Source organism: Ramlibacter sp. PS3R-8 (assembly GCF_037572435.1).
Classification (GTDB): Bacteria; Pseudomonadota; Gammaproteobacteria; order Burkholderiales; family Burkholderiaceae_C; genus Ramlibacter.
This window is the reverse complement of sequence record NZ_JBBHGT010000001.1, coordinates 468,762-494,531: the sequence shown is the minus strand read 5'-3', so window position 1 is coordinate 494,531 and position 25,770 is coordinate 468,762. Positions and strand designations below refer to the sequence as shown.

At 68.8% G+C, this 25,770-nt stretch carries 23 protein-coding genes; 11 read left to right on the top strand and 12 right to left on the bottom strand.

The annotated features are described in order from the left end of the window. Nucleotides 1-148 precede the first annotated feature (148 nt). On the top strand, nt 149-2,113 hold the full coding sequence (locus WG902_RS02320; RefSeq protein ID WP_340058282.1) for a response regulator: 1,965 nt from the start codon (nt 149-151) through the stop codon (nt 2,111-2,113). Between the two features lie 18 nt (nt 2,114-2,131). On the opposite strand, the gene WG902_RS02315 is transcribed toward WG902_RS02320, so the two are convergent. Continuing rightward, the gene (locus tag WG902_RS02315) at nt 2,132-4,471 is read right to left on the bottom strand and encodes a DUF3482 domain-containing protein (RefSeq protein WP_340058281.1); all 2,340 of its coding nucleotides are present in this window, start codon (nt 4,469-4,471) and stop codon (nt 2,132-2,134) included. Nucleotides 4,472-4,507: 36 nt separating this feature from the next. Next, on the bottom strand, nt 4,508-4,690 hold the full coding sequence (locus tag WG902_RS02310) for a DUF3606 domain-containing protein (protein WP_340058280.1): 183 nt from the start codon (nt 4,688-4,690) through the stop codon (nt 4,508-4,510). Between the two features lie 171 nt (nt 4,691-4,861). On the opposite strand from WG902_RS02310, the gene WG902_RS02305 reads away from it, so the two are divergent. Continuing rightward, complete coding sequence (locus tag WG902_RS02305; RefSeq protein WP_340058279.1) at nt 4,862-5,461, top strand: hypothetical protein; 600 nt, start codon at nt 4,862-4,864, stop codon at nt 5,459-5,461. Between the two features lie 60 nt (nt 5,462-5,521). Here WG902_RS02305 and WG902_RS02300 read toward each other — a convergent pair whose 3' ends face one another. From WG902_RS02300 to WG902_RS02290, 3 genes are all read right to left on the bottom strand, one after another. Beyond that, a complete protein-coding gene (locus WG902_RS02300) occupies nt 5,522-7,675 on the bottom strand; it encodes an AAA family ATPase (RefSeq protein ID WP_340058278.1) in 2,154 nt (717 codons plus the stop codon). A gap of 340 nt (nt 7,676-8,015) precedes the next feature. After that, nucleotides 8,016-8,588, bottom strand: a complete 573-nt coding sequence (gene bamE / locus WG902_RS02295) for an outer membrane protein assembly factor BamE domain-containing protein (RefSeq protein ID WP_340058277.1) — start codon at nt 8,586-8,588, stop codon at nt 8,016-8,018. Nucleotides 8,589-8,678: 90 nt separating this feature from the next. Beyond that, nucleotides 8,679-9,578 (bottom strand): LysR family transcriptional regulator, encoded by a 900-nt coding sequence (locus tag WG902_RS02290; RefSeq protein ID WP_340058276.1) that lies wholly within the window; start codon nt 9,576-9,578, stop codon nt 8,679-8,681. Between the two features lie 90 nt (nt 9,579-9,668). Between WG902_RS02290 and WG902_RS02285 the strand changes: the two genes are divergently transcribed. From WG902_RS02285 to WG902_RS02260, 6 genes are all read left to right on the top strand, one after another. Next, on the top strand, nt 9,669-10,832 hold the full coding sequence (locus WG902_RS02285; protein ID WP_340058274.1) for a mandelate racemase/muconate lactonizing enzyme family protein: 1,164 nt from the start codon (nt 9,669-9,671) through the stop codon (nt 10,830-10,832). A 276-nt stretch (nt 10,833-11,108) separates the two neighbouring features. After that, nucleotides 11,109-11,999, top strand: coding sequence for a phosphate/phosphite/phosphonate ABC transporter substrate-binding protein (locus tag WG902_RS02280; protein ID WP_340058272.1), 891 nt, complete (start codon nt 11,109-11,111; stop codon nt 11,997-11,999). Nucleotides 12,000-12,004: 5 nt separating this feature from the next. After that, nucleotides 12,005-13,087 carry a hypothetical protein gene (locus tag WG902_RS02275; RefSeq protein ID WP_340058271.1) on the top strand — a complete coding sequence of 361 codons (1,083 nt, stop codon included), beginning with the start codon at nt 12,005-12,007 and terminating at the stop codon, nt 13,085-13,087. Further along, a complete protein-coding gene (locus WG902_RS02270) occupies nt 13,084-13,923 on the top strand; it encodes a phosphate/phosphite/phosphonate ABC transporter substrate-binding protein (RefSeq protein WP_340058270.1) in 840 nt (279 codons plus the stop codon). The genes WG902_RS02275 and WG902_RS02270 overlap by 4 nt, the downstream gene beginning before the upstream one ends. Beyond that, complete coding sequence (locus WG902_RS02265; RefSeq protein ID WP_340058269.1) at nt 13,920-14,393, top strand: c-type cytochrome; 474 nt, start codon at nt 13,920-13,922, stop codon at nt 14,391-14,393. The genes WG902_RS02270 and WG902_RS02265 overlap by 4 nt, the downstream gene beginning before the upstream one ends. Beyond that, nucleotides 14,374-15,132 carry a cytochrome b/b6 domain-containing protein gene (locus tag WG902_RS02260; protein WP_340058268.1) on the top strand — a complete coding sequence of 253 codons (759 nt, stop codon included), beginning with the start codon at nt 14,374-14,376 and terminating at the stop codon, nt 15,130-15,132. Before WG902_RS02265 ends, WG902_RS02260 begins: the two co-directional genes overlap by 20 nt. A 13-nt stretch (nt 15,133-15,145) precedes the next feature. Here the strand turns inward: WG902_RS02260 and WG902_RS02255 are convergent, their stop codons facing one another. Continuing rightward, complete coding sequence (locus tag WG902_RS02255) at nt 15,146-15,508, bottom strand: DUF1304 domain-containing protein (protein ID WP_340058267.1); 363 nt, start codon at nt 15,506-15,508, stop codon at nt 15,146-15,148. A gap of 178 nt (nt 15,509-15,686) precedes the next feature. On the opposite strand from WG902_RS02255, the gene WG902_RS02250 reads away from it, so the two are divergent. Both WG902_RS02250 and WG902_RS02245 read left to right on the top strand, forming a co-directional pair. Further along, the gene (locus WG902_RS02250; protein ID WP_340058266.1) at nt 15,687-16,013 is read left to right on the top strand and encodes a hypothetical protein; all 327 of its coding nucleotides are present in this window, start codon (nt 15,687-15,689) and stop codon (nt 16,011-16,013) included. A gap of 96 nt (nt 16,014-16,109) precedes the next feature. Beyond that, nucleotides 16,110-16,577: a J domain-containing protein gene (locus WG902_RS02245; RefSeq protein ID WP_340058265.1), complete on the top strand. Its 468-nt coding sequence runs from the start codon at nt 16,110-16,112 to the stop codon at nt 16,575-16,577. A gap of 12 nt (nt 16,578-16,589) precedes the next feature. On the opposite strand, the gene WG902_RS02240 is transcribed toward WG902_RS02245, so the two are convergent. The 6 genes from WG902_RS02240 to WG902_RS02215 form a co-directional block, all read right to left on the bottom strand. Further along, nucleotides 16,590-17,060, bottom strand: coding sequence for a tellurite resistance TerB family protein (locus WG902_RS02240; RefSeq protein WP_340058264.1), 471 nt, complete (start codon nt 17,058-17,060; stop codon nt 16,590-16,592). Between the two features lie 30 nt (nt 17,061-17,090). Continuing rightward, nucleotides 17,091-18,518 carry an iron-containing redox enzyme family protein gene (locus tag WG902_RS02235; protein ID WP_340058263.1) on the bottom strand — a complete coding sequence of 476 codons (1,428 nt, stop codon included), beginning with the start codon at nt 18,516-18,518 and terminating at the stop codon, nt 17,091-17,093. 108 nt (nt 18,519-18,626) lie between these two features. Next, the gene (locus WG902_RS02230; protein WP_340058262.1) at nt 18,627-19,589 is read right to left on the bottom strand and encodes a methyltransferase; all 963 of its coding nucleotides are present in this window, start codon (nt 19,587-19,589) and stop codon (nt 18,627-18,629) included. Between the two features lie 6 nt (nt 19,590-19,595). Next, nucleotides 19,596-20,759 carry an acyl-CoA dehydrogenase family protein gene (locus tag WG902_RS02225; protein ID WP_340058261.1) on the bottom strand — a complete coding sequence of 388 codons (1,164 nt, stop codon included), beginning with the start codon at nt 20,757-20,759 and terminating at the stop codon, nt 19,596-19,598. A gap of 58 nt (nt 20,760-20,817) precedes the next feature. Further along, a complete protein-coding gene (locus WG902_RS02220) occupies nt 20,818-23,247 on the bottom strand; it encodes a DUF6351 family protein (RefSeq protein WP_340058260.1) in 2,430 nt (809 codons plus the stop codon). A 156-nt stretch (nt 23,248-23,403) separates the two neighbouring features. After that, on the bottom strand, nt 23,404-24,480 hold the full coding sequence (locus WG902_RS02215; RefSeq protein WP_340058259.1) for a dipeptidase: 1,077 nt from the start codon (nt 24,478-24,480) through the stop codon (nt 23,404-23,406). 84 nt (nt 24,481-24,564) lie between these two features. Here WG902_RS02215 and WG902_RS02210 point away from each other — a divergent pair, with 84 nt between their 5' ends. Continuing rightward, on the top strand, nt 24,565-25,770 hold the full coding sequence (locus WG902_RS02210; RefSeq protein WP_340058258.1) for an acetyl-CoA C-acetyltransferase: 1,206 nt from the start codon (nt 24,565-24,567) through the stop codon (nt 25,768-25,770).

Here is a 25,770-nt window from a genome sequence, read left to right as displayed (position 1 = left end):
GGTTGCGAACCGGCAAAACGTTCGCGTGTAGGACCGCGCGCCGACTCGCGCAGGACAACTCCGGCAACTCGGCACCTGCGCCCCGACGAGGTTGGATGCACCTTAGACTTCCGCCCAGCGCGCCTTGTGCGTTTGCCTGCCGGTCCCCGTGCCACACAACAATTTTCCCGCCCACATCCTCCTCGTCGACGACCAGCCCGCCAACCTGCTCGCGCTCGAAGCCGCGCTGGGATCGCTGGGCGTCAACATGGTGCGGTCGATGTCGGGCCCACAGGCGCTGAAGGAACTCGAGACCCGGGATTTCGCGGCGGTGCTGCTGGACGTGCGCATGCCCGGCATGGACGGTTTCGAAGTGGCGCGGCAGATCCGCGCGCGGGCGCGGACGCGCTTCACGCCGATCCTCTTCGTCACCGCCGGCGACGATCCCGACGAGGCGATGCTGTCGGCCTATGCGCTCGGCGCCGTGGACTTCCTGGCCAAGCCGCTGCGGGCCGAGGTGCTCAAGGCCAAGGTGAGCGTGTTCGTGGAGCTGTATCGCAGCAAGGAAGAACTGCGCGCCCGCGACCGCCGCGACTTCGAGCAGCGCCTCGAGGCCAAGGAGGAGCGCTATCGCGCCCTGTTCGAGTCCATCGACGAGGGCTTTTGCGTCATCAAGCTGCAACGCGATGCACGCGGCAAGGTCGTGGACTACCAGTTCGAGGAAGCGAACGAGGCGTTCAGCATGCATACCGGCTTCCAGGATGCCGTGGGCAAGCGCATCAGCGAGCTCGTCCCCGATCACGAGGACGATTGGTTCGGTGTCTATGACCGGGTGGCGCAGACCGGCGAGGCGACCCGCTTCGTCCAGGAGGCCAAGGCCTGGAAGCGCTGGTTCGACATCTACGCGAGCCGCCTGGGGGGACCGGGCAGCGACCTCGTGGCCGTGCTGTTTTCCGACATCACGCAGCGCCTGCTCGCGGAGCAGGACATGCGGCGGCTCAACGAGGAACTCGCGCAGTCCAACCGGCGCAAGACCGAGTTCCTGGCGACGCTGGCGCACGAGCTGCGCAACCCGCTGGCGCCGCTGTCGAACGGCCTGCACCTGATGCGCATGGCGTCCACCAAGCCGGAACTGTTGGAGAAAACCCGGCAGATGATGGAGCGCCAGGTCCAGCACATGGTGCACCTCGTCGACGACCTGCTGGACGTCGCCCGCATCAGCACCGGCAAGGTGGAACTGCGCCGGCGCATCATCGACCTGAAGGAGGTGGTGGCCACGGCCGTCGAGACCAGCGCCTCGCTGATCAACTCCGGCGGCCACACGCTGTCGGTGGACCTGCCGCCGCAGCCGCTGCCGATGGACGCCGACCCGACGCGCATCGCGCAGGTGGTGAGCAACCTGCTGAACAACGCCGCCAAGTACACGCCGGAAGGCGGGCGCATCGCGCTGCGCGTGCGGACCGAAGGCCAGCAAGCGGTGCTGTCGGTCACCGACACCGGCGTCGGCATCGATGCGGATGCGATCTCCAAGGTCTTCGAGATGTTCGCCCAGGTGCCTGGCGGCGCCAGCAAGCCGCAGGGCGGGTTGGGGATCGGCCTGTCGCTCGTGCAAAGCCTGGTCGGCTTGCACGGCGGCACGGTGTCGGCTTCCAGCCCGGGCACCGGCCAGGGCAGCACATTCACGGTGCGCTTGCCGCTGGCCCCCGCAGTCGCACCCAGCGCGGGCGTCGCACCGCCGGTCGAAGGCGACAAGCCGGACCAGCTGCACGTGCTGGTGGTGGACGACAACACGGACGCCGCCGAAAGCCTGGGCGTGCTGCTGGACATCGAAGGCCATGCGGCGCATATCGCGCACACCGGCGCAGAGGCGTTGCAGGTTGCGCAGTCGCAAGCCCTCGACGTCGTGTTCCTGGACATCGGGCTGCCGGACATGAGCGGCTACGACGTGGCGCGCCGCCTGCGCATGCTGCCCGGCATGCAGAAGACGCTGCTGGTGGCGCTGACCGGTTGGGGAACGCAGGACGACCGGCAGCGCACGCGCGACGCCGGCTTCGACCGCCATCTCACCAAGCCTGCGGAACTGCCCGCGGTCGAGGAACTGCTGCGCGTCGCGGCGCAATCGCGCTGCGCCTAGGCAGGTTCCTGCCGCGCCTCACAGGCGCGGCAACAGCCCGCGCACCATCTCTTGCAGTTCGGACGCCACGGGCGGCACCGCCTCGGCGCCGTCGGCAGCGGAGCGCGCCTTCCGCCAGAACTCCTGCAGCGCTTCGCGGCGCGCTTCGACGGCGGCGATGACGTCGCTGCGCCAGCCCGCCGGCGGCGCTGACTCGCCCTGCCGGATGCCGCGGTGCGCGACCGCCAGGTACGCCAGCAGCAGGCTCTCGGCCACGTTCTGCAGCAGCTCGTCGCCGAGCTGCACGTGCGGCTGCCCGCCCGGCGCGGTGCGGTTCTTCCACGCTGCCGCCACGTAGGCGGCCCCGCCGCCGATCACCGCTCCCAACGCGGCCGCGGCACCCAGGGTGAGTCCGCCGGTCAGCAGGTCGATCCCCGCGCCCATGGCCGCTCCGGTCGCTGCGCCGGCCATTCCCGCTTGCGGCGTGTCGACCGTGCGTTGTTCGGTGAAGCCGCTCTCCAGCCGGGCCGCCGCGACGACGGCGACCGGGCTGCCGGTGCGGTGCAGCTGCACCAGCCGCGCGAACACGTCGGCCTCGCCGGCGCGCACGCGCTCGAGCAAGGCCGCGCGCGCCGCTTCGCGCGCGCGTTGCGCCGCCTCGCGCTCGGTGGTGTTCACCAGGTGTCGCAGGCCCACTGGCGCGTTGCCCACTTCCTCGGTGTCGCGCGCCGCGCGCACCAGCTCGGTGGCCAGCACCCGCATGGCCTCGCCGAAGCGCACGGCATGGCGATCGTGCCAGGTGGCGGCCAGCCGCTCGAACCCGGCGCGCTTGCTGGTGGCGATGCGGGCCGCGGCGGCATCCAGCAGCAGCGCGTCGCACATCCAGTGCGAGGTGCTTGCCTCCAGCGGCAGCACGTCGGCCGCGATGCCCAGCCGGCGCACGGCGTCTCGGTACAAGGCCGCGTCCGCCGGCGCCAGCACCAGCGCGGGTTGCGCCACCCAGTGCAGCAAGCGCGTGGCGGCTTCCATGTCGCCGACGCGCTGCGGCAGCAGGATCATCAGGTCGGTCTCCGCCAGCGAAGACTGCACCGCGTCCGGGAGTCGCGCGGGCGCGGGTGCCTTGAAGCGCGCCAACAGGTCCTGCAGCCACGCCTGGGCCGCCATCGCGCTGCCCGCCACGGCGGTGGCGGCGGGCGCCGGCGGCCGGAAGCCGTCGGGCACGTCGAAGACGCGCAGCACGTCACCCTTGGCGGTGCTCAGCACCGTCCACGCGGACCCCGGCTCCGGCGGCGCACGGTCGGCGACCTCGTGCAGCATCCGCATGAGCGGCTCGCGCGCCGGACCGGCGCCGAGGATGCCGATGGTGATGCGCGCCGGACTCACCCGGGCCAGCACCTGCACGAAGTACGGGTCGCGCAGGTCGATCCGCACCGCCCGGCCCTGGCTGCGGCGCCGCCACGCAGCCACGGACGCCAGCAGCAGGCGCGGCAACACCACCAGCAGAGCCAGCAGCACGACGTACATCCAGACCCAGCGCCTGGCCTCTTCCACGCCGATGGCGGCACCGGAGCGGAAGGCCATGCGCTGCAGGTCGGCCACGCTGAAGGCCTCGAACGGCAGCCACGCCACGACGGGAGCAAACAGCAGCTGCAGGAAGGCGTGGACCTGCTCCACCCCGAGCAGCGTGCTTTCCCAGCCGACCCGGTACTCGCGCACCACGCCGCCGGCGACGATGGAGATCATCAGCCCCACCGCCCAGCCGGCCGCACAGAGATGCATCAGCTGCTTCCACCAGAGCCATTGCTGGGCGCTGGTGGCCTGCAGCCATTGGTGCTGGAAGCGGGCCAGGACGTCCGTGCGCAGGCGCCCGGTGCGGCGGCCGTTGCCTCGCACCCCGCTGGCCCAGCGCTGCAGGCGCGCCAGCGGGAACTGCGGCGCGATTCGCGCCGGCAGCAGCACGGAGACGACGAGGAGCAGGTAGATGGCCAGGTTCCACGCGATCACGCCCAGCAGCGGGGGCGACAGCATGTTCACCTGCTGCGGGTTGTCGATCCGGTCGATCGCCGCGCCCAGCACGCACACCGCCAGCGGCAGGCCCGCCATCAGCCAGTTGCGCCAGGGCTCCGGGTCCTGCAAGGCGGCGACGCGCGGGTTGCGGTTTTCCACCGCCGCCAGCATGCGGCGGGCGCGCTGCTGCAGGTATTCGGCGTGATCCACACCGCCGGTCGACGGGCGGATGGCGGCGAGCGCATCCCGTTCCAGCTGGTCCCGCTCCACTTCGCTCAGCAGCTTGCCCTGCGTGTCGACGTCCTCGATCGCACGTACCAGCACCAGCTGCCGCGCGCTGGCTTCATCGAGATGCAGGATGCCGTCTTCCACGTCACCCCGAGTCTAGGCGCATCCGCGCCGGCCGGGTCAGCGGGCCTGGCGCAGGAACCGGCGAACGTTGTCGGGGTCGTGCCCGACGTACGCGACGGCATGTTCCAGCTCGGCCTCGCTGCAGCCCAGCCAGTTGCACCAGTTGCGCCGCTCCCAGGCGGGCTCCAGGTGGATGAGCAGCTGGTCGCTGTCGGTGCTCTTGCCTGCGTCTTCGGACATGGTGGAATCCTCCTTGGCCTTTGAATGCAGGGTAGGCTGGCGTCATCGCTGGCGCGGCAAGACAAGCGAGCGCGCTGCCGTGCGACGCCGGTTTCGCTGGATGTAGGACGCAATGAAGGGCCAACGACCGTCACGGGTGGTTACGCCGCGCGCAGCGGCTAAACTGGTCCGATGTTCCAGAAAACCCTGCTGATCCTCGCGATCGCCGTCGCCTGCACCAGCGTGCAGGCCCAATCCACCCCCGCCAAGAAAGAGCTCGCCGCCCGCATCGTGAAGGCGCAGCAACCCGGCATCGACCAGCTCGCCCGCGGCCTCGTCGAGGAGCCGGCGCTCGAGATGATGGCGCGCGCCAGCGCCGCCCTCCCCGCCCGCGTCGCGGCCGACCGCCGCGAGGCCGTGGCCAAGGACATCCAGGCCGATGCGCGCAAGTTCGTGGACGAGACCATGCCGATCGTGCGCGAGCGCGCGGCGCGGCTGGCGCCCTCCACCGTCGGCGCGCTGCTCGAAGAGAAGTTCACCGAAGACGAACTCAAGCAGATCGCCACCATGCTCGAATCGCCGGTCTTCGCCAAGTTCCAGCAGCTCGGTGGCGACATGCAGAAGGTGCTGGCCGAGAAGGTGGTGGCCGAAACCCGTCCCCAGATCGAGCCGCGCGTTCGCGCGCTCGAGGAAAGCATCGCCCGCCGCCTGGGCATCACCCCCAACGCAGCCGGCGGCGCCGCGGCACCGGCGCCGCAAGCCGGCGCCAGGCCGCCCGTCCCCAAGAAGTAACCGGCAACGTTCCAGCAAAAAGGCGGCCTGCGGCCGCCTTTTTTCATGCGCCGGGGGTGCTCAGGCCGCGTCGGGCGCCGGCGTCTGTGCCGCCGCGCCGTTCAGCCCCACCTTCGAATCGAAGTTGAAGCACGCGGCCTCGAACGAGCGGATCTCGAACAGCGCGTCCTTCAGGCTCATCTCGCCCTGGTCCATCAGCTTGCCCGCCAGGTGTTCGGTCAGCGGCTTCAGTCGCGCCAGCGTGGCCTTGGTTTCGCTGTACAGGCGCTCGCTCTGCAGCTCCATGATGGAGCGGGTCTCGTCATCGACGGTGCGCGAGGCCGACTCGTTCAGGGCGCCGAAATTCAGGCGCGTCTTGCGGTACATGCCCATCTCGGCGACCGCGTGGTGCAGCAGCTTGGTCACGCGGGTGATGTCGTTGTGGGCCCCGTTGGTCGTGCCTTCCTCGCCGAAGAACAGCTCCTCGTTGGCCATGCCCCCGAGCAGCACGCGCACGTCGTGCTCGATGTCGGACTTGGTCTTGAGCAGGTTGGACCCCTGCTTGTGGAACACGAAGCCGAGCGCGTTGTTGCGCGGATTGGCCTTCAGCGAGATCTTGATGGTCTTCATCTCCGCCTGCAGCTTTTCCCAGTCGCTGCCGGCGCGCTTGCGCTCCAGCTCGAAATCCACCAGGAAGTGGCCCCACTCGTGGATGGCGATGATGCGGCGGTCGCGCTCGCGCTCCTTGGTGGTGTTGGTGTTGACGTTGCCCACCATCACGCGCTCCGCGGCCCGCATCAGGGTCTCGGTGTCGATCAGCTCGCCGGCCTGCACCGCGGTGATCCCGGCCTGGTTGACGATGGTCTCCAGGTCCGCCGGGCTGCGGCCCTCGGTGACCTCCACCAGGTGGCGCATGTCCAGGGTGTTGACGACCTTCTCGGAGCGCTGGCTCAGGTAGTGCTCGATGATCGAGCGGCGCTCTTCCTTGTTGGGCAGGCGGAAATCCACCTTCATCTGGAAGCGGCGCAGCATCGCCTCGTCCATCGGCATCGTTTCGCTGTTGAAGTTGGAGGCGACGATCCAGATGATCTCGGCCTCGGCCTTGGTGCGCACGCCGTCCAGGATGGCCAGCAGCATGTTCTGCGTGTCGTCGTCGAACTTGCGGTTGCCCCCGCGCTTCATGAACAGGTCCTGCGCCTCGTCCAGGAACACGATGCAGCGCTTGCGGCGCTTGGCCATGGAGACGATGCGCGACAGCGTGTTGGCGCCGCCGCCGACGAAGCCCGTCTCGAGGTTCACCGCCGAATGGAACAGGATCGGCAGGTTCAGCTCCTTGGCCAGGTAGCTCGCCAGCTTGGTCTTGCCGGTGCCGGCCGGGCCGCTGAACATCACGTTGAACGGCTTGTTGATGCCGTACTCGGCGTACGCGGCGCGCCGCTCGTACTGGTCCTTGATCTGCCGCACTTCCTTCTTGATGTCGTCCATGCCGACCAGGTCGCCGATCGAGCCATGCACCTGGCTGGGTTCGATGAAGCGCAGCGACTTGAACTGGCCCTTCAGGTGGAAGGCGAGGAAGCCGAGCAGGCCCAGCGTCAGGGCCGCCGACAGCGCGCCGCTCACGCCGGCCTTCCAGCCGTCCTTTTCGGACTGCGGCCTGGCGCCGGCAAAGCGTTCATCCAGCTTTTCCAGCATGCCGAGGCTGGTGGCGGTGAGTTCGCCGCGCGGGATGAAGACCAGCTTGCCGCCCCAGCTGGCGGTGACGGCCTTGTCCGCGAAGATCTTGGTTTCCATGTCGCTCGGGTAATAGGCGTACTGCTTGCCGCCCGACTCGATCAACAGGATGCGCTCCGAGATGTTCCACATCAGCGGCTTGTAGACCACCGTTATGCGCTCCACCGTGTTCTGTTCCAGGAAGCCCAGCACCGAACCCGTGCCGAACACGACGGGCATCGCCTCGTCCAGGGTCCACAGGGATTCGCCGCCGGACTGTCCGGCCATCGTCTTCACCTGCTGGGCCACCGCGGCCTGGCGCTGCCAGAGCACGAAGGAATAGGTCCCCGTCACGGGGATCAGGACCGCCACTGCGAGCACCAGCGCCTTCATGCCGATGGACTGGATCGAGAACCAGTCCGACAGCCGGGCCGCCAGTTTCCTGATGCTGAGCCAGACGTTCGGGTTGCCGGCAGCTGCGCCGGAGGTGTCGGCGGCGTCTTCCTTGGCGGTGAGTTCGGACATGGTCTTCCTGTCGAAGAGGCCGTCGCGCAACGCGCGCCGGCGGGCAAGATGGGTCTGGCAAGCGACCCGATGCAGAGGGCCTCTCTTGTCAGAGTCATCCTACAGAAAGGGTTCCGCAGACGCGATAAGAGATGTCAGCTTCGCGTTGGGCTGACTTCCAGCTCGTGACAAATTCACGCAGGGTGGTGTTGGCAAAGCGCTGCACCGCGCGCGGGCCCGCCGATTCACGGGAACCCGGCACGCTCCGTGCACTCTCACACTGTGAGCCGGGTTCTTTTTCAAGTTTCTTTCCCGGCTACTTATCCCCTCGGGCAGCAGTGCCCCAGGGGATTTTTTATGCCTATTCCATGACGACCAGGTTGCGGGTCTGCGGGTCGGTCGTGATCTCCCTGACGCGATCGTCGGGGCCGAAGACCACCTGGAACTCGGCGAAGCTGCTCAGCCAGTAGCGCCAGACCCGCGCATCCAGGTGCGGGTTCTCGCTGGCCATCGGATAGCCCAGCGACATCAGCACCTGTTCGCGCGTCATGCCCGGCATCACGCGTGCCGTCTCGACGGCCCTGCGGACCTTCGGCGCGTAGCCGGCCATCTTGCGCTTCGGATCTTCGGCGACGACGTAGCGCTGCGCGAACGAGGTCAGGTCGAGGCTGCGGCTGTAGTCATTGCCGATCGCCTGCTTGCCGTCGGGAAACTCCACCAGCACGCGCTGGCGCCCGAAGCCGGTCACCTTGATGGGCGTGCCGGCCGGGATCATCCGCTTGCCACCCTCGGCGTAATTGGAATCCGAAATCCACTTGCCATCGGTGCGCATGTTGCAGCACAGGAAGCCTTCGGCTGGCTGCGGCAGCGGCTGCGCGAGGGCAGCCAGGGGGGCGGCAGCCAGCAGGCCGGCCAGGGCGATACGAGCGATCACGGGATCCTCCTCCGGTCATTCTTGAGCCGCCATCGTGTCTGCCGCTGACAAGAGTGGTCAACAACTTTGGCACCGTGCGTCGCGCGCCAGTCACTCCCCCACGCGCAGCGGCTCGGCCCGGGACCCGGCCGCGAGCTTTTCGGCTGCTTGCCAGAAAGCCTCGGCGTGGACTCCCAGGGGCGCCGCATCGCGGTACAGGCGAATCTCCACGGGGATGCGCCAGTGCGCCGGTCCGCTCACCTGCAGGCGCTGCGCCTGCAGGTCCTCGTGCACCAGCGACTGCGGCAGCCAGGCGAGGCCCCGCCGATCGAGCGCCATGCTTCTGAGCACCGAGGCCAGGTGCGCCGTGAACACCGGCTGCAACCCGGCGTGCGCGAGCTCCGCCCCGAGCACCTGCCGCACGATGCGACCAAGGCCTGACTCGTCGCTGAAACCGAGCAAGGCACGGGCCGGCGCGCCCGGCGCATGCAGCGGCAGCAGCCAATCGCTGCCGATGGCCAGCGAGCGGGCGCCCGCGGCGTCGAGCCCGCCGGATGCGCCGGCGAGGCCATGCGCGATGACGAACTGGACCTGCCGCTGCGCCAGCAGCGCCTCGCAATGCTGCAGCACGTCGGACACCAGGCGGACCTGGCCGAGCACGGCATGCGGCTCCAGCGACTGCAGCCAGCGTGGCACGAAACTGAAGGACAGCATGTGCGTGGCCGCCAGGCGCAGGGTCGACGCGTTCGCCTCGGCAGTCGCGCGCGCCTGTGGCGGCAGTCGGCCCACGCGCGCCAGCAGGTCCTCGGCCTGCGGCCGGAACCATTCGCCGGCGGCGGTGAGGCGGGCCGGCTGCGTGCTGCGGTCGAACAGGTCGGCGCCCAGCCACTCCTCCAGGGCGCGCACCCGGCGGCTGAACGCCGGCTGGGTCATGTGCCGCTCTTCGGCCGCGCGCGAGAAGTTGCCGCTGGCGGCGAGCGCGAGGAAATCCTCGAGCCAGGAGAAGTTCATGACCGGTGCCCTGCCGGCATGGAAGGCGAGAAAACCGGCATTGGCGCGGTCAGGCGCGATTCGCGATGATCCCTGCTCCAAGGAGCCACCATGAAGATCGTCGAAATCCGCGAGAAGACCGTCCCCATCAGTTCCCCCATCCGCAATGCGTACATCGACTTTAGCAAGATGACGCTGAGCCTCGTCGCCGTGATCACGGACGTGGTGCGCGACGGCAAGCCGGTGGTCGGCTACGGCTTCAATTCCAACGGCCGCTACGGCCAGGGCCAGCTGATGCGCGAGCGCTTCCTGCCCCGCGTGATGGAGGCCGAGCCCGATGCGCTGCTCGACGCCCGCGGCGTGATCGACCCGCACAAGGTGTGGGACACCATGTTCAGGAACGAGAAGCCGGGCGGCCATGGCGAGCGCTCGGTGGCGATCGGCACCATCGACATGGCGGTCTGGGACGCGGTGGCCAAGATCGAGGGCAAGCCGCTGTTCCAGTTGCTGGCCGACCGTTACGGCGACGGCAGCGTCGACCGCAAGGTGTTCGTGTATGCGGCGGGCGGCTATTACTACCCGGGCAAGGACGATCGCCAGCTGAAGGACGAGATGCGCAGCTATCTGGACCGCGGCTACTCGGTCGTCAAGATGAAGATCGGCGGCGCCTCGCTCGACGACGACCTGCGCCGCATCGACTCCGTGCTGTCGATCCTGCAGGACGGCCAGCGCCTGTGCGTCGACGCCAACGGCCGCTTCGACCTCGACACGGCCATCGCCTATGCGAAGGCGCTCTCGCAATACAACCTGTTCTGGTACGAGGAAGCAGGCGACCCGCTCGATTTCGAACTGCAGGCGGCGCTGCGCAACTACTACAAGAATCCGATGGCCACCGGGGAGAACCTGTTTTCGATGCAGGACGCGCGCAACCTGGTGCGCTATGGCGGCATGCGCCCGGACCGCGACTGGCTGCAGTTCGACTGCGCGCTCTCGTACGGCCTGGTGGAATACCTGCGCACGCTGGAGATGCTCGCGCAGCACGGCTGGTCCGCCAGCCGCTGCGTGCCGCACGGCGGCCACCAGATGTCGCTGAACATCGCCGCCGGCCTCGGCCTGGGTGGCAACGAGTCCTATCCCGACCTGTTCCAGCCTTACGGCGGTTTCCCGGACGGCGTGAAGGTGGAGGACAGCTACGTGACGATGCCGGACCTGCCTGGCATCGGCTTCGAGGGCAAGTCCGACTTGATCCGCGAGATGCGCGCGCTGTCGGATTGAGGTCGGGCGACCGCGAAAAGCGGATGCGCAGGAAATATTCCTAGCCACCCCCGGCAACGCCTTAGGGCAGGCGGGGCCGCTGCCGCTCGTCCTCGTCGAATGACCGGTCGCACCGCCGAGCCGGTGCCATGTGTCAGCCGAGGTAGGTGCATGTGACGACGTGTCACCGGAATCGCTGCTGTTCGCGGCCAAACAACGGTCGCGTGCGGCCGGCCTGCTTGCCGCCGACGCCGTCTTCTTCCACAGTCCGCCGCAACAAGACGAACGGGAGAAGGAATGACGACAAGCAGGCACCCAGCGCTTGAATGCGGCGCCGACATCCGTGCTGCGCGACGCGCATTCCTGGGGCTGCTTGGCGCGGGTGGCATGGTGGCCGCGTGCGGAGCCGTCGCCGCCGGCGACGCCCGCAAGCAGGCCGAAAGGCCGTGGCGCATGCTCGTCAACGAAGCGGTGACGGGCGAGTCCAACATCTTCGTACTCACGTCGCGCTACCAGCCGCTGTCCGAATACATCACCGGGCAACTGCGCGCCCACCCCGTCATCAACGTCGAGCCGACGGTGGACATCCAGCGCTTCCTCACCATCGCCCGCTCGCCCGTGAAGCCCGAGCTGGTCTTCGGCAAATCGGTGAACCAGCTGGCGAAGCTGGTGCGCGACGAGCACTACCAGCCGCTCGTGCGGCGCGCCGATGCCTACAAGGCCGCTTTCATCGTGTCGAAGGACTCGGCCATCCTCACGCTGGCCGATGTCGGCCGCACGCGGGCCAAGGTGATCATGCCGGACGAGTTCGCGGCGACGACCGCGGTCGCGCGGGCGGAATTGCGCCGGGTCGGGGCAGACGGCGCGCAGGTGGTGCACACCCGCTACCAGGAAGCAGTGGCGCAGCAGATCACCCATGGATTCGCGCAGGTCGGCGTGGTCAATCCCACGATCGCGCGCAAGTGGGCCGAAGGCGGCGGCCGCGTGCTGGCCGAGACGCAGCCCGTCGTGAACTGGTCGATCCTCGCGGCTCCCACGCTCGCGGACGCCGACGTGGCGCTCCTGCGCACTGCATTGCTGGCCATGAACACGCAGTCCCCCGCATTGCTCGCCACGCTGGGCATCAAGCAATGGGCGGCCGCCGAGAGGCAGGACTACCTGGCCTTGCTGGATTACACGAAGGAGTGAGAAGCATGAACCGCAATCGAACCTTGCCGCGCCTGCTGGCCGGCGCGCTGGCGGCGGCCGCCTGGTGGACCGCGCTGCCGGCCGCCGCGCAGCAGCCGGCGCCGGTGCCGCCCGAGATCCAGTCGATGGCCGCGGCCATCGCAGGTGAACTGGCGGCGCGCTGCCCGCTGGCGGAGGCGAACGACGTCGCGGCATTCGAACACTGCCGCTCCGCGCTGTATGGGGACAGCAAGCTGCGCAGCCACCTGCAGCCGGTGGTGCTGTGGGGCCGCCAGAGCACCAATGCAAACGCCACGCTGCGCCAGACCAACCTGACGCAGTTCGCGCCCGACACGTGGACCCACCTGTACGCGCCGCTGTTCATGTTCAACGGCCGCTACCAGGTGGAGTGGGTGCCGCACGAGCGGCAGTACGTGGTGCGGCTGGAGGCGGCCTTCCGCAACCGGCTGGCGCCGGGCCAGTTCCCGTACCCCTTCTGGCACGAAGAGGCGAAGTGGTCGATGTACCAGAACGCCAACGGCTTCCTGCTGTGGGTGCATCCGCACACCGGGCGCATCCAGGCGGCCCAGTTCACCGACCGCGCCGCCAACCCGCCGCTGCACGCCGTGCGGCCGGTCCAGCACAAGTTCGAAGGGAAGTGGCTGTGGACCGACGGAGGCGGCCGCGTGCAACCCGCGGTGACGCTGTTCGACGGCCTGTACCGGCCCGAGAACCCGTACCTGCCCGCGCTGGACCGGCAGTACCGCGACCTGGCGCTGCAGATGCGCGAGTCGCAGTGCACCAGCTGCCACGTGCCCAACAACCCGGACAAGATGAGCCGCCTGGTGCTGCTGTCGACGCCCGCCCATGCCGCCGGCGAAATCGACCGCCTGATCAAGTCCGTGCGCGAGGACAAGATGCCGATGGACGAGTTCCGCAACAGCTATGCGCTCAAGCCGGAAGACAAGAAGTGGCTGCTCGAGAGCGCGGAGGTGTTCAAGTCCACCGTGCAATCGGCGCGTGCCTGGGAAGCCGAAGCGGCCGGCCGCGACCGCCCGGTCGCGCTGAAGCCCGCTCGCGCCATGCAACGCCCGGAGGTGTCCCAATGAATGCCCTGCCCCCGTCCCCCCGCCTGCATCGGCGCGACGTGCTGCGCGCCCTCGGCGGCGCCGCCCTCTGCGCGGTCCCCGCGGGGTGGGCGCAGTCCCCCACCAGCACCCGCCTGCTGATCAACGAAGCCGTGACGGCGGACCTGAGCATCTCGATGCTGGCGGTGCGCTATCGCAACTGGGCCGACTACCTGTTGCCGTCCCTGAAGACCCGCAGTGTGATGATCGATCCGATCATCGACATCCGCCGCTTCGTGCAGCAGGCGGTGGCTGACGAGAAGCCGATGGTGGTTTTCGGCAAATCGGTCAACCAGCTATCCAAGCTGGTGCGGGACCACGGCTACCAGCCGCTGGTGGCGCGTTCCGATCCGTACCGCTCCGCCTTCATCGTGCCGAAGGACTCCACGATCCGCGACCTGCACCAGCTCGGCGGCCGCAAGTTGCTGATGCCCGACGAGTCCTCCGCCACGGCGGCGGTGGCCAAGGCCGAACTGCGGCACCGCGGCGTGCGCGACCCCTTCATCTCCTACACGCGCTTCCAGGACAGCGTCGCGGCGCAGGTGGCCAGCGGCCTGGCCGAAGCCGGCGTGGTGAACCCCACCATCGCGCGCAAGTGGCGGGAGGCCGGCGGAATGGTGATCGGCGAGACGCAACCGGTGGTGAACTGGTCGGTGCTGGCGTCCCCGAAAGCGCCACCCGAACTGGTGGCGAAGTTGTCCGAGATGCTGCTGGCGATGAACTCGCAGCCGGCGCTGCTGGCCGACATCGGCGTGAAGCAGTGGCAGAAGGCCGATCGCAAGGAGTACCTCGCCCTGCTGGAGTACACCGGCGAATGAAACCCGCGCTGCGCACCACCCTCGGGGCAGCCGCGGTCGTCGCCGCCGCGATCGCCGCCGCTTACGCCACGCCCGCTGCCGCGCAGTTCGCGCGTCCGGATGAAGCCGTCAAGTACCGCCAGGGCGCCTGGCTGGTGATGAATCACCACTTCACGCGCATCGGCAACATGGCCCGCGGGCGGCTGCCCTTCGACCCGCGGACCGCCTTGCAGGACGCGGAAATCGTGGCGGCGCTGGCGCGCACGGCACCCACCGCGTTCGGTCCGGGCACCGACACCCCGGGCGACCACGCCCGCCCGGAGATCTGGAGTGAAACGGCGCGCTTTCGCGAACACGGCGAGCGCCTCGTCGCCGAATCGGGCCGCCTGCTCGCCGCCGCCAAGACGCAGGACCTGGCGCAGATCAAGGCCGCCTTCGGGCCCGCTGCGAATACCTGCAAGGAGTGTCACGATGCCTATCGCAGTCAATAACGCCGGCTACGGCGTCCTCGTTCCCCTCGCCCCGCCGTCGACGGCACAGCCGGAGGCGCGCAGCGCCGCGGGCGGTCTCGTGCGCGTCCGTGTGTGGGATCTGCCGACCCGCACCTTCCACTGGGCCCTGGCCGCGTCGCTGGCGGGCCTGGCCGCCACCGGTTACGCCGGCGGCGCCTGGATGGAGTGGCATGCGCGCCTGGGCAGCGTCACGCTGGCGCTGCTGCTGTTCCGCATTGTCTGGGGCTTCATCGGGGGCAAATGGTCGCGGTTTGCCAGCTTCCTTCCCACGCCGGGCCGCGTGCTCGCCTACCTGCGCGAGCAGGACGATCCGCGCCAGCACGCCGGACACAATCCGCTGGGCGCGCTGTCGGTGCTGGCGATGCTGGCCGTGGTGATGGCGCAGCTGCTGACCGGCATGGCCGGCGACGACGGCGGCGGCTTCACCGGCCCCCTGAACGACCGCGTCTCCCAGGCAGTCGGCGCGATCGCGAACGTGCTGCACAAGCAGATCGGCCAATGGTTGCTGCTGGCGCTGGTGCTGCTGCACGTGGCAGCGATTGCTTTCTACCGCATCGTGCGCCGGCAAAAGCTGGTGCAGGCGATGGTCGACGGCGACCGGCTGCTGCCGGCGCGGGCCTCGGTGCCTGCGTCGCGAGACGACGCCGTGACGCGCGCCAAGGCCTTCGCGGTGCTGTGCGCGTGCGCGGCGCTGGTGGGCTGGCTGGTCGGCTACTGAAGCGGCAAGCCGCTCAGGCGCCGGTCGACCGGAACAGCACCAGCGACAGGGCGATCGCCGCCGGCAGCGCCTGTACGAACAGGATCTTGCGGCTGGCCGTGGCCGCGCCGAACAGGCCGGCCACCAGCACGCACACCAGAAAGAACACCTTCACCGGCTGGTTGTCGGCGACCAGCCCCCACATCAGGCCGGCCGCCAGGAAGCCGTTGTAAAGCCCCTGGTTGGCGGCAAGCACCCTGGAGGCCCTTGCCGCTTCCAGCGTCTGCCCGAACGCGCGCAAACCCGCCGGCTTGTCCCAGAGGAACATCTCCAGCACCAGGAAGTACAGGTGGAGCGCGGCGACCAGCGCCACCAGGATGTCGGAGAGCAGGTTCATGGGGGGATTATCGGCACGCGGCGCCCACAACTGCCGAGCATCCACTGTCGAGCACCCCCTCGGGGCGCCCTTGCCAAGGCCGGGCATGTAGGACCTCGCCGCAATCGTGTAACGCGCCGCCACAGCGGCCCCGCGCCGTCGCACACTCCCGCCCAAGCCAGCAGCACAGGGAGTGCACATGGAAAGGATCTGGGGGCCCGTCAACGGCTTCTACCTCGCCGCCTACGCAGCGCCAGTGGGTGATGGCGACCGCTATGCCAGCTATGCGAAGGTGTGCTGGACGCAGCCGGACAGCTACTGGGACGGCGACTGCGCCTTCAAGGTGTTCGGGGGCGAGAACCATCGTTCGCAAGAGGAGGCGCTGGCGGCGGTGGCACGGGACGCGCGCAACGAGATTTCATGCCTGCCGCGGCACGCCAGGGCGCTCGCCGCGCAGCGCCAGCGCGACCAGGTTCCGATCCCGCGACTGTTCGTCACGTCCTTCTTCCGCCACCGGATGGCATGAGCGCGCTGCTCTTTTTGTAGCAGCAGCCCCACATCCGCCTGCAGCATGCAGCCATTTGCTGGACGCCCGGGGGGCGAAGCTATGAAAATCGTAGCGATGGCCGAGACCATGCCCACCTACTACGACCTGCTGCAGGTCGAGCGCGACGCGACACCCGAGCGCGTGCGCGCCGCCTACCGCAAGCTGGCGCAGAAGTACCACCCCGACAAGATGCCGGACAACGTGAACGCGGTCCGCGCGATGGCGGCGATCAATGCCGCTTATGAAGTGCTGTCCGACGGGCAACGCCGCGCGGAGCACGACTTGTGGATCCGGCGGGCCGGGCGCACTGCGGCGCCGCTCCCATGCGCACCCGAAGTGCCCAAGGACCTGTGGGACGTCCTGCATCCGGCGACCAGCTGGCCCTGGTACCTGCTGTTCGGGACATTCGTGGTGGCGTTCGGCACCGTGGCCACCGCCGTCTACCTGACGGCCATGCCCGCGCGGGCGGCGAGCGTGCCGTCCGCCGATTCCTGCCGCGCAGCCATCACCGCGCCGACGCAACCCTGCCGGCCCCGCTCCTGAGGCGTGGCTGGGTCACGGCGCGCCCAGGCCCGCCGCCTGGCGCGCATGCAACTTGGCCGCGATGTATTCACCGTGGGTGACGTGCAGCAGCCCGGCGACCTTGGAGATGACGTGGTTCTCGTTCGCATCGAGCGCGCCGTCGGCGAACGCCACCGACCACATGAGCTCGACGATCCGGACCTTCTGCGGATGGCTGAACCTACCATTGAGCGTGGAGGTGAAAGCGAAGAAATCGTTGGCCGTGCGCGCGTGGCTCTCGGCCAATTCGACCAGGCGCGCGAGTTCGTCGGGCCCCAGCGTGAACTTGCGCCGCAGCGCGGCCTGCACGGCCTCGCGCTCCCCGGGGCGCACTTGCGGATCCGCCCGCATCACCTCCACCAGCAGCACCGCGGTGGCAAGCTGCAAGGCATGTTCCTCGTCCGCCGGGGAAGCGGCCGCGGGGGAAGCGAAGGCGTTGAACAGGTCCTGGAGCGCGCGCAGCATGGCGGCATTCTGCCCGCTGGCAGGCAACCTTCAGTGGGAGAGGGTTCGCCAGAACAGCCGCGTCGCCTCCAGTCCCGCGGGCGTCCAATGCTGCGCGGGTGACATCGCGCGAACCAGCATCGCGCTGCGGCCCGCATCGTCGGCGTCACGCAGCTGCCGGCGGAAAATCTCCAGGTCCGGATCGAGCGTGTCGATGTCGTCCTCCGGCAGCGGGCGGGCGTTGCGGACCACCGCGCGAAAGGTCGCGCGGCGGCGCGTGGCGCCCTCGGGCGCCGCTTCGGTGTAGGGACGGCCGTCCGCGCTGGCGGCGCCCCGGATCCAGTCGTGCAGCACCTGCAGCTCGTAGCTGCTGAAGACGCCGAACATCTCGGCGCGCTCGCCCTGCAGCAGCGACCAGAAGCGGCTGTTCTCGACCGGCTCGCCGAAGCGGATCCAGCCGGCCTGCCGCAGCGCCTGCACGAAGTCGCCGATCTCCTGCGGCTGGCGCAGCCAGTCGTTGACGCTGCGCCCCGCCACCCGGCAATAGTCGGAATGCGCGCCACCGCCCGCCCTGGACTTCTGCGCCAGGATGCGCAGCGCCTCCTGGCCGATGTGGAAGCTTTCGATGACGTCGCCGGTTCCCAGGCCCGCATCCGCCAGCTTGCAGCCCGCCTGCACGCGGCGCCAGAAGGCGCCCCCATCCTCCAGCTTGGGCAGCATGTCCAGCACGGCCTGGCAGGCCCGGCGCGCGTGGCCGGTGTCGCCGTTGTCGACGGTCACGTGCAAGGTGAAGTAGTAGGGGTCGATGCCGAGTTCGTTGAGCTCGTACGCCGTCACCAGCAGGTGCAGCGGCAGCTGTTCGTAGCCGAGGTTGAAGCCGATCACTTCCGGCAGGAAGTCTTCGGCATTCCAGCCCAGCGCCAGCTGGATCACGCCCTGTTCGTACAGCGCATCGGGCAGGTCATCGAGTGGATCGAGCGCGTGGCGCGCCAGCAGGCTGCGATACAGCACCACGTGGTTCTTGTCGATCGCGCCTTCGCCCAGTTCCTCCACGTACGTGCGCACCAGGTCCGACAGCCTCGGGTTGCGCCAGTGCGCCAGCAGGCCGTAGAGCCAGGCGCCGTCCACCAGCTTGGTCGGGGCGACGCAGCGCAACACGTACAGTGCGTGCGCGCGATTGGTGAAGAAGCGGCGGGGGCCGCCGGCCTTGCGCTCCTTCAGGTAGGCAGCGTAGCTCTCGTGCACGCGTTGTGTGTTGCCCTCCATCCAGGCGAGCAGGTCATCCGGCGAGGCGGGCAGGCCGGAGTCGGCCGCTTCCAGCGCGTTCAGCTTGGCTCGCAGGACTTCCGCTGCAACGTGCCGGAGTCCGGCGTCAGGTTCGCGCGCAGCCAGTTCCTGGTAGAGCGCCTTGTAGCCGGTGAGGTGGTGACCGCCGGGGGCCGCCTGCAGCTGGCGCCATTCTTGTTGTCCGATATGCATGCGACCACTCTGGCGGTTGTGGGGGGAATAGGTATCGGGACGCGGCGCGGTGTGCCGTGGGGAGGCTCCTACGCTCGTGCAGGATAGTCGTCCGTCAACCGCCTGGCGCTACCGTTGGACCACCAGGGCTACCGCGGCTATGCGCTCCGCATCCGCGTACGCTGGCTCTTCCAGCTCCTCGCCGAACACGTCGGGATCCATCTCCCGATAACTCCACGGATGACCCGCGGCTTCGAGCTCCGGACGCAGCGCGTCGAACAGCGGATCGCCGCCCTCCCCCATCACCGCACCGGTGTACAGCACCAGCCGCCCGCCGGGTGCGAGCTGCTCCACGCCCTCGCGCACGATGCGAGCCGACAGCGCCTCGCCCCAGCGGCCGCCGCCGTGGCGGTACAGCCGTTGCTTGTCGTCGTTGAGGTACGGGGGATTGGCGATGATCAGGTCCCACGGACCCTGAATCGCGTGGAACAGGTCGCCCTGCGCCAGCGCGGCCTCGCCGCACCCCGCTGCCGCGGCATTGGCGCCCGCGAACGCCAGCGCGCGATGGTTGATGTCGGTGAGGGCGAGGCGTGCCTTGGCGTCGCGCGCGCAGAGCGCCGCCGTGATGCCGCCGGCGCCCGTGCCGCACCCGACGTCGAGGATGCGCGCGCCCGCGGCCAGCGGCTGCCTGCGCAGTTCCTGCTGCACGAGGTCGACGAACCGATAGGTGTCCGGTCCGAAGAACACCGCGTCTTCCTCCAGCGTCGGAAACGCCGAATGCGCGAACAGCTCATCGCCCAGCGTCGAGAAGCGCACCGCGCTGCGCAGCAGGCCGCCCGGCGCCGGCTGCAACAGGCCGGCCGCACGCAAGGGGTCGGTGGCCGCGGCGGGGAGCAGCGACGCCGGGAATGGCCGGCTCCAGCCGAACACGTCGCGCAAGCTGCGGGCGACGCGGTTTTCGGCGCGGGCGTTCACGCGCGCGTGCGTCGCCGGCGTGACGGTGGTGAAGCGGTAGCCTTCGCCTTGCAGCCAGCCGGCCAGGCGCAGCAGCGCGGGCTGGAGCGCGGGATCGGCTGCGGTGGGTGCGGACATGGCCACTTATTTCCCGCCCAGGCCCATGGCCCGCGTGATCACTTCCTTCATGATCTCGTTGGTGCCGCCGTAGATGCGCTGCACCCGTGCGTCCGCATAGGCCCGCGTGATCGGGTACTCCCACATGAACCCATAGCCGCCATGCAGCTGGACGCATTCGTCCATGACCTTGCATTGCAGGTCGCTCGTCCAGTACTTGGCCATGCTGGCCGTCGCGGTGTCCAGCTGGTCCGCCAGTACCAGCTCCAGGCACTTGTCGACGAAGACGCGCGCGACCTGGACTTCGGTCTGCAGTTCGGCCAGCTTGTAGCGCGTGTTCTGGAACGCCGCCACCGGCTGGCCGAAGACGCGGCGGTCCTTGACGTACTGCACGGTCCAGTCGATCGCCGCCTGCGCCGCGGCGACCGCGGTGATGGCGATCTGGATCCGCTCCCAGGGCAGCTGCTCCATCAGGCAGACGAAGCCGCGGTTTTCCAGCGGCGCGCCGCCCAGCAGGTGCGTGGCCGGCAACTTCACGTCGTTGAAGAACAGCTCGGAGGTGTCCTGGGCCTTCAGGCCCAGCTTCTTCAGCCGCTTGCCGGTCTCGAAGCCCGGCATGCCGCGCTCCACCACCAGCAGGCTGGTGCCCTTGGCGCCGGCCTCCGGGTTCGTCTTGGCAACGACGATCACCAGGTCGGCGTGCCAGCCGTTGGTGATGAAGGTCTTGCTGCCGTTCAGCAGGTAGCTTCCATCGGGTTGTTTCAGCGCGGTGCTGCGGATGCCTTGCAGGTCGCTGCCCGCGGCCGGCTCGCTCATCGCGATGGCGCCCACCATCTCGCCGCTCGCCAGCTTCGGCAGCCAGCGTTGCTTCTGTTCCGGCGTGCCGTAATGGAGGATGTACGGGGCGACGATCTCGCTGTGCAACCCGAAGCCGACACCGGTGAAGCCGCCGCGGGCGAGCTCCTCCATCTGGATCACCGAATAGAGCTTGTCCACGCCCGAGCCGCCGTACGCCTCGGGCATCGTCGGGCACAGGTAGCCGTTGGCGCCGGCCTTGCGCCACAGCTCGCGGTCCACGTAGCCGGCCTCTTCCCAGGCCTCGTGATGAGGAGCGACTTCCTTGTCGACGAAACGGCGGAAGGCGTCGCGGAAGGCATCGTGTTCCGCGGAAAAAAGGGTTCGTTCGATCATCTGGATTCCAAAATGAAAACCGCCGCCCGGAGGCGGCGGACTCGCGCACTTTAATGCCTTACTTCTTGGTCGACACGGGTGCGGGTGGCAAAGGCTGGCCGCCGGGGCCGGCCTTGAAGGTCAGCGGGCTTTCGGCCAATTGCTGGCCTACGCCGGGCCTGGACCAGTCGCAAACGCCGGTGGAAAACAAGGCGTTCAACCGGCTCCACTGCGTCGCGCTGAAGACCACGTCGCCATAGTCAGCTGCCGCAAGCGGCTTCAGCTGGCACTTCAGGACATCTTCTGCGCGGGGCCCGCCGGCGACCTGGCGTGGCGACAGCGACGGCTTCAGGAACGGGTCTGCGTCGCACGCTGCCTGGTCGTAGACCTTGCTGGCTTGCGTGGTGTCGTTCGAAAGGAGGCAGAAATCCTTCGTGCCGTCCGGACGCGTGGCGCGCACCTTCTGTTCGACGGAGAGCGTCGACGTGTCGGCCACGAGCGCGTTCAGCCATTGGTCCATCTGGTTGAACGCGTCCAGGGCCACTGCTGCCGTTGGCGACAGGCCGGTACGGGCGAAGCGCCAAAGGGCCTGGTTGCCGTAGTCACCGTAATCGCGCTGGATGCGGTCGCGCACGGCGAAGCTGAACCACTGGTGGTGAATGGGAATCGAGCTCGGGCCAGTCGTCGGGAAGGTGATGTTGGAGTCGTCCCAGCCCCGCATGTCGATGATGGCGGTCTTGGCCAGCTGCTTGCCGGACGCCACGATGCCGGCGCGGTAAGCGGTCTCGAGCGCGACCGTATCACCGGTGCTGCGGGCAGCCCGCGCAGTCGAGTCGCGGTCGATGCCTCCCACCAGTTCGTTGAGGGTCACGAACTCCTCGGCAGTGATCACGTGGTCCTTCAGCGCCTTCAGGCCGTACTGCACGCCTTCGTTGTCACGCGTATCGTTCGCGGCGGGACCGCTGCCGGCCTTGCCCCAGATGGACTCGGCCCAGGACCACGCGTTGCAACGCGGCAGGTGCGCCGTGTTGACCGGATCGGCCGGGTTGTACACCGCACTGTTGGGCAGTTCGCAGTTGTTGGTGGGCGCGCCGCTGTTGAACGGAATGCCGTTGGCGCCGACGAGGCGGGGCGTGAAGATGCCCGCCCTGCCGTTGTTGCCGAATGCATTGAACCAGCCATGGCAGGCGGAGGGATCGACGTGGCCGTTGATGGCTGCCTTCTTCGCGTTGACTTGCGCTGGCGTCAGGCCCGTCCACAGGGCCGACATGGGCGGCTTCACGTAGGCGTCGATCAACAGCACGCAATCGCCGACCTCCATCGAGGTGGTCTCCGAGTCGGGATACGTGCAGGTCGTGATCACGCCATCCAGCAAACCGGGGCTGATGGAGGCGTTCATGTTCGAGTTGATCGAACCGCCGGAGCAGCCGTTGCCGAGTGTGTACTTGATCTCGCCGTAGGTGTCGGCGATGTGCTCCTTCATCATCATCGTCGTCTCGCTCATCAGCACCCGGTTGGAGTTGCGGGAGGAGTCCGTCATGCTGTTGGAGACGATCAGGAAGCCCCGCTTGAGCTGTTCTTCCTGCGAGGCCCAGTTGGTCGCGGGGCGCGCCTGGCGACGCGGCTGGCCGGTGCTGGCGCCGAAGGTGTAATACACCTTGCCGTTCCACTGCGCCTGGGGAGCCACCGGGTCCCACGGCTGCGCCGGGTTGTACAGGACCGCGAGGTCATAGATGCCGCGGTTCATGGTGCCGCGCTCCAGCCTGACGATGAACGGAACGGTCTGGCCGTTGTCGGTGGTCGTGGTCGCGATGCTCGCCGCCGGTGTTGCCGGCGTGTACGGCTGCCAGCAGGAGTTTGCCGGCGGCGTGGCCGTGGGCAGCGACGTGGAGCACGTGCCGGCCGCGGCGGTCGTCCGGTAATACAGCTTCGTCTCGGTCGGGATGTTGCAATGCGGGTCCGGGTCGCCGCTCAACCCGCTGGCGAGCGTCGTCGGCGTATTCCCGACGCCGGGAACAGGAACCGGGGTGGCGCAATAGAACGGCGTGATATGCGCCCCCGACAGCACCGGCCCCTGCCTGGGCGCATTGGTCACCACCAGCCGCGCGCCCGGCCCGCCGCGCACGGTGGCCTCGATGACGTTGTCGCCATTGACCAGGCCCGTGACCAGGCCCTGCACGGTCCGCTTGCCCGTTTCGGCGAACGCGCTCGTGACGTCCGTGCCGTTGCGGGTGATCTTCAGGACGCCGGAGTTGATGGTTCCGGGCGGCGCCGTCACCTCGATCATCGCGTCGCCGCCGCTGACCAGGTCCGCGCGGTTGTTGACGGTGCGGATCCTGAACGGCGTGTTGTCGTTCCTGTCGTTCCTGGGCGCCATGGAGGCCGTCGGGCCCGGCGGCGCCGCGGTGTCGCCACCGCCTCCGCCGCAAGATACGAGAACCAGGGTGGCGAGCGCGACGGCGCCAAGCCGCCATGCACCGATGCGCGGCGCAGCGTGGATTGCAAGCAAGGTTTGTCTCCTGAGGGGGGGACCCGCTCGGGACGGCGGGCTGCGTCCATTTGGAACGCTTTTCGCAAGCGGCGCGCATGCGAAAAACCCGCAAGTCGTCACCTGCGCGACACGCAGCGTGCGAATTTCACCTATTGCGCGAACGGGCTTCCGGACTCACGTCCGCGCATTGGCCATGCACTGTCGCACCACGCGCACATAGTTGCCGAAGAAAACCTGCTCCAGCGTCGCAGCCGGCAATCCACGCCGCACCAGGTCGTTCGCCACGTCGCGCAGGTCGTCGTAGTCGTTCATCATCCGGTTCGGCCACACCCCCTCCATGTCGGTGCCGAAGGCGACGTGTTCGGGCTCCAGCAGCTCGCACATGCGCAGGATCTCGTCCGCGTAAGTGCTCTTGCTGTTGACGGGGTAGCCGGCGGAGGAGCGCAAACACCACAGGCCGACCACGCCGCCGCGCGCCGCGATCTTGCGCGCGTGCGCGGGAGACAGCGAGCGCGCGATGTAGCCCGGGTCGGCAAACGTACCGCCGGCTGGCGACACCCACGAATGGGACCAGACAGGCGCTGCGTCGCTGGCATCCAGCGCCGCATCCACCAGCGCCGGCGTGCCGTGGGCGAGGTCGACGACGATGCCCAGCCGCCGACATTCCGCCACCACCTGGGCGCCCAGCGGCGTGAGCCCGCCGTGAGACGGCGCCGCCGTCTGGTGGTCGCCGAGCGGGCTGCGGATGTAGTGCACCAGTTGCAGGTGGCGCACGCCGCGCGCGTGCGCCGCGGCCAGCCGCTGCACGTCGCCTTCCAGGAAATTCGCGGACTCGCACGCCAGCAGCACGCGGGCCTCGCCCATTCGTGCGGCATCCAGGTCCGCCACGCCCAGCGCCTTGGCAAGTTTCCATTCCGCCAACCGGGCTTCGTAGCCATTCACCAGGCCGTTCCAGTACTCCCAGATCGCGCCGGGCTTCGGCTCCGAGACCTGCCGCAACGGCCCGCTGCCAGTGCTGATCCACGGGCGATCGTCGACCACCGACCAGGCCAGCAGCGCGATGCCGTTGTCCTTCATGTGCCGCGCGAGGTCCAGGCCGAACAGGCGCGGCAGGAACATCCCGTAATGGGAGTGCATGTCGGCCAGCAAGTGGCGGCCGGCGGCGGGGGTGCCCTGGGCGACGGCGGTCCCACCCAGCGCCGCGGCAGCCAGCATGCCGAACTGCCGGCGCCGCATCGGAAAGTCACGCATGGCAAAGTCCTCCTCGACTGTCGCCATTCTTGCAGAGCATGGCGGGAGGCGCTGCATATACTGCGACGAAAGCTGGAGACCCCCATGACCGAAGCCTATGTTTACGACGCCATCCGCACGCCGCGCGGCAAGGGCAAGAAGGACGGCAGCCTGCACGAGGTGAAGCCCGTCAACCTGCTGGCCGGCGTGCTCGCCGAGCTGCAGCGCCGCAACGACTTCGACACCGGGCAGGTGGACGACGTCGTGATGGGCGTCGTGTCGCCGATCGGGGAACAGGGATCGGTCATCGCCAAGGTCGCCGCGCTCAAGGCGGGCTGGGACTGGCGCTGCTCCGGCGTGCAGCTGAACCGCTTCTGCGCCTCGGGGCTGGAAGCAGTGAACATGGCAGCGCAGAAGGTTCGCTCGGGCTGGGAAGACCTGGTGGTCGCCGGCGGCGTCGAAAGCATGAGCCGCGTGCCGATCGGTTCCGATGGCGGCGCCTGGGCGCAGGACCCGGAAACCAATTCGGCGACTGCCTTCGTGCCGCAGGGCATCGGCGCCGACCTGATCGCCACGCTGGAAGGCTTTCGCCGCGAGGACGTGGATGCCTTCGCGCTCGAATCCCAGAAGCGCGCCGCGCGTGCCCGCGAAGGCGGCTTCTTCGCCGGCAGCGTGGTGCCGGTCAAGGACTTCCTCGACCAGACGATCCTGGACAATGACGAGTTCATCAAGCCGCACACCACCATGGAAGGCCTCGGCTCCCTGAAGCCTGCCTTCGAGCAGCTCGGCGCGATGGGCTTCGACCAGGTGGCGATCAGCCGCTACCCCCAGGTGGAGCGGATCGTGCACGTGCACCACGCCGGCAATTCCTCCGGCATCGTGGACGGCGCCGCCGCGGTCCTGATCGGCAGCGAGGCCGCGGGCAAGACGCACGGCTTCAAGCCGCGCGCACGCATCGTGGCCGCCGCGCTGTCCGGCGCGGACCCGACCATCATGCTCACCGGGCCGATGCCGGCGGCGCGCAAGGCGCTGGCCAAGGCGGGCCTGACCATCGACCAGATCGACCTGTTCGAGGTCAACGAAGCCTTCGCGGCCGTGCCCATGCGGTTCATGAAGGAGTTGGGGGTGCCGCACGAGAAGGTCAACGTCAATGGCGGCGCCATCGCCATGGGCCACCCGCTGGGGGCCACCGGCGCCATGATCCTCAACACCCTGGTCGACGAACTGCACCGCCGCAAGCTGCGTTACGGCATGGCCACGCTGTGCGTGGGCGGCGGCATGGGCATCGCCACCATCGTGGAGCGCATCTGA

Bases quoted from the DNA above. Each gene is read 5' to 3' on its own strand.
- WG902_RS02305 (WP_340058279.1), top strand. From the start codon at position 4,862: ATGTTCCAGAAAACCCTGCTGATCCTCGCGATCGCCGTCGCCTGCACC.
- WG902_RS02225 (WP_340058261.1), bottom strand. From the start codon at position 20,759: ATGATCGAACGAACCCTTTTTTCCGCGGAACACGATGCCTTCCGCGAC.
- WG902_RS02270 (WP_340058270.1), top strand. From the start codon at position 13,084: ATGAATGCCCTGCCCCCGTCCCCCCGCCTGCATCGGCGCGACGTGCTG.
- WG902_RS02265 (WP_340058269.1), top strand. From the start codon at position 13,920: ATGAAACCCGCGCTGCGCACCACCCTCGGGGCAGCCGCGGTCGTCGCC.
- WG902_RS02255 (WP_340058267.1), bottom strand. From the start codon at position 15,508: ATGAACCTGCTCTCCGACATCCTGGTGGCGCTGGTCGCCGCGCTCCAC.
- WG902_RS02260 (WP_340058268.1), top strand. From the start codon at position 14,374: ATGCCTATCGCAGTCAATAACGCCGGCTACGGCGTCCTCGTTCCCCTC.
- WG902_RS02290 (WP_340058276.1), bottom strand. From the start codon at position 9,578: ATGAACTTCTCCTGGCTCGAGGATTTCCTCGCGCTCGCCGCCAGCGGC.
- WG902_RS02275 (WP_340058271.1), top strand. From the start codon at position 12,005: ATGAACCGCAATCGAACCTTGCCGCGCCTGCTGGCCGGCGCGCTGGCG.
- WG902_RS02280 (WP_340058272.1), top strand. From the start codon at position 11,109: ATGACGACAAGCAGGCACCCAGCGCTTGAATGCGGCGCCGACATCCGT.
- WG902_RS02310 (WP_340058280.1), bottom strand. From the start codon at position 4,690: ATGTCCGAAGACGCAGGCAAGAGCACCGACAGCGACCAGCTGCTCATC.
- WG902_RS02240 (WP_340058264.1), bottom strand. From the start codon at position 17,060: ATGCTGCGCGCGCTCCAGGACCTGTTCAACGCCTTCGCTTCCCCCGCG.
- WG902_RS02245 (WP_340058265.1), top strand. From the start codon at position 16,110: ATGGCCGAGACCATGCCCACCTACTACGACCTGCTGCAGGTCGAGCGC.
- WG902_RS02300 (WP_340058278.1), bottom strand. From the start codon at position 7,675: ATGTCCGAACTCACCGCCAAGGAAGACGCCGCCGACACCTCCGGCGCA.
- WG902_RS02215 (WP_340058259.1), bottom strand. From the start codon at position 24,480: ATGCGTGACTTTCCGATGCGGCGCCGGCAGTTCGGCATGCTGGCTGCC.
- WG902_RS02250 (WP_340058266.1), top strand. From the start codon at position 15,687: ATGGAAAGGATCTGGGGGCCCGTCAACGGCTTCTACCTCGCCGCCTAC.
- WG902_RS02210 (WP_340058258.1), top strand. From the start codon at position 24,565: ATGACCGAAGCCTATGTTTACGACGCCATCCGCACGCCGCGCGGCAAG.
- WG902_RS02285 (WP_340058274.1), top strand. From the start codon at position 9,669: ATGAAGATCGTCGAAATCCGCGAGAAGACCGTCCCCATCAGTTCCCCC.
- WG902_RS02230 (WP_340058262.1), bottom strand. From the start codon at position 19,589: ATGTCCGCACCCACCGCAGCCGATCCCGCGCTCCAGCCCGCGCTGCTG.
- WG902_RS02235 (WP_340058263.1), bottom strand. From the start codon at position 18,518: ATGCATATCGGACAACAAGAATGGCGCCAGCTGCAGGCGGCCCCCGGC.